The sequence below is a fragment of the Acinetobacter sp. YH12076 genome, from assembly GCF_013419525.1.
In the GTDB taxonomy this organism is placed as follows: domain Bacteria; phylum Pseudomonadota; class Gammaproteobacteria; order Pseudomonadales; family Moraxellaceae; genus Acinetobacter; species Acinetobacter amyesii.
In genome coordinates this window covers 1-1,964 of the sequence record NZ_VOZY01000037.1, presented here as the reverse complement: position 1 = coordinate 1,964, position 1,964 = coordinate 1, and the positions used below count along the sequence as shown (strand labels likewise).

At 46.9% G+C, this 1,964-nt stretch carries 1 protein-coding gene; it reads right to left on the bottom strand.

What is annotated here, in order from left to right; genetic code table 11:
* Nucleotides 1-1,964: type VI secretion system Vgr family protein (locus tag FTU22_RS16195; protein WP_180095457.1), on the bottom strand; the 1,964-nt coding region annotated here is incomplete at both ends.

Below are 1,964 nucleotides of genomic sequence, written 5' to 3'. Positions count from 1 at the left end.
CACTTCACTTAAGGCTTTACTGCTGTTTAAGTTGGCTTCGATTTGATCTTTCGCCGCTTGTGCATCGAGGTGCATTGCCGCTGCTTGTTGTTGTGGGTGTGTGCTGACAAGTAGCCCCTGTCCTGCACGTACTGCGCCCCATTGGTCTGTTCTCAGTTCAAAGCCTTCACCTCGCCCTGCACTTTCTGCGGTTTCTTTGGGATGACTGAGGTTACCGAGGTTGAGCTGGGTGGCACCATGGGTACTTTGTAATTGTGTTGAGATTTGTCCAGTCGTGTCATCAAAGCGCAGTTGTCCAAAACCTTCACCTTGGACTTCCTTACTTTTTATTCCAGCCAATTTTTTGGTGTCAGGTAGTTTGCCTTTACCATCAAATTGGGTTGGACTGCGCTGTGCTTCATGTATGCGCCCCACCACAAATGGTCGGTCGATATTGCCGTCAAAGAAATCGATGACCACGATTTCATTAATGCGTGGCAAGAAGCGTGCGCCATAACCTTCACCTGCCCATGGTGTAAGCACATCTACCCATGCAGAATCTGTGTCATTGTCATTACTGCCTGCACCGCCATCATGGCTGTGGTCATCTCCACGGGTAAATAAAAAGCGGACTTTGATACGCCCCCATTCATCGACATGTATTTCTTCACCACTTGGCCCGACAACTTTAGCCCGTTGCGGATGGGTGCTTGGACGGTGTTCGAGTGGGTTATATTCAGGAACCGTCGCAATATTGCGGCGTTGCAATGTGAGCTGATTGGCCTGACGCTCGGCCTGTTCATGGATGGGTTTAATATTCCACTGGCTTTGTTCAATCAGTTGATTGACCTGTTCAGTGAGATCTTTGGGTAAGTTATTTTGGTTATAGAATTTCTTTTCTGTGATTAAAAATTGTTTGTCTGCACCACTGTGTTGATCGATTTCTGGGTGTTCATTCAATTCAAACCAATAACCGACTTGTGTATCACGCACGGTCGATTGTGCATTGAATTTTTTCGATTGTAGCTCGTGATAGCGCGTTAGGTTTTGATTCAATTTTTCAATTTGGCTGTTGGATGAAGCGGTAGCTTGATCCTCACCGTTTAAGTCTTGCATCCATGCAGGGCTGATATGCCATGCTTGCTCCAAACTTAAGCTGGCATTGTCTTGGCTTTGGCTATGCTGATGTTTGCTTTGAACAGAACCTGCGCCTTCTTCTTGGCTGAGTCCATCGGCTTGCCAGCGCTGCACATGGACCGCAGTCGGTTGAATGCTACGCTCACCGATCAAGCTGGTGATGCTGTCTTGTTTTTCTGTGGCACTAGAACGATGAAAGCGGATGCTACGACGGCTGAGTGCTTGATATTGGCTATTGTCATCAATCAGGCGGAGTTTTTGTTTTTCAATTGGCGCTGAAGAATGCGGCACTTTCAGCTGCGCTTCATCGATGAGCCAGTTAATGCCTTCACTGCGCCAAAGTCGCGTTAAAAAGTCATAATCGCTTTCATTCGACTGCATGATGAAAGGTCGAACGTCATAGTTTTGGCTTAAACCGCTTAGATCAAGCATTAGACTGGCAGCAAAGAGCGGACTTTTGCTTTGCCATTCTTTAAAGAGAGTTTCACTGACATCGCGCACCGATTTGTTCATAAACACACGGCTGTTGCGGCGCTTATGCCACAGCGATGTTGCATCTTCTAAAGTGAGTTTATACAGCGTGAGTGAACCGTCACTCTGCCCTTGGGTGGCTTCGGTAATAATACCCGTGGTACGGAAGAGTTCGCCCTGATCGGTCACTTGATCAACCGCGACCTGTGAGCCAATAAATTGTTTTAGTGGAATAAGTGCATTAGTAGATAGGCAAATCAAAGTCGCTTGCACGCCTTGGTTTAAGACATGCTCCCCATCAATACGTTGAATAAAAAGCTCTTCATTCAACGCAGGGTTGGAAAATTGCACATGAATGGCACGTTTTTGGGCGGATA